This window comes from Bradyrhizobium sp. NBAIM08 (assembly GCF_020193935.1).
Classification (GTDB): domain Bacteria; phylum Pseudomonadota; class Alphaproteobacteria; order Rhizobiales; family Xanthobacteraceae; genus Bradyrhizobium; species Bradyrhizobium yuanmingense.
In genome coordinates, this window is sequence record NZ_JADYVR010000418.1 from 1 (window position 1) to 442 (window position 442).

The window sequence follows — 442 nt, forward strand, 5'->3', positions numbered from 1 at the left end:
GATTTCCGCGCCCCTGGTCTCGAGGACCATTATCACGGCGACCGTCGAGAACAGGTCCGCGGGGCCGTGGCGCACGTTGGAGATCGTGCGCGGGCGCCTGCCGGCGGACGCGTTGCGTGGCGGACGCACGAGCCTCGCCGCGATGCCGGAGGACCTGGAACGCCGGATCTGCAGCGGGCTCGACGCGGACAGGTCCATCTGGGCGATGGAAGCGACGGCGGCCGCGGAGCTGCTCGCAGACCTGCGGGCATGGCGGAAACCCTCACAGACGACGTGGCCGTCACCGTGCGGGATCCCGACATGCGGCCGTTCGTGCGGCAGCTGCTCGCGTCGGCCGCAGTGGGGCCCGGTCCTCACCCACGTCGTGAACTGCGGGTTCTCGGTCGACCGGGTCGACCTCGACCGGATGGCCGTGCTCGCAAGCACCGTCCCAGGACGGGGC

The 442-nt window shown here is 71.7% G+C and carries 1 protein-coding gene; it reads left to right on the forward strand.

What is annotated here, in order from left to right:
• Positions 1-142: 142 nt before the first annotated feature.
• The coding region (locus I6F37_RS40200; RefSeq protein ID WP_225154408.1) for a hypothetical protein at positions 143-442 on the forward strand (300 nt) is incomplete at its 3' end.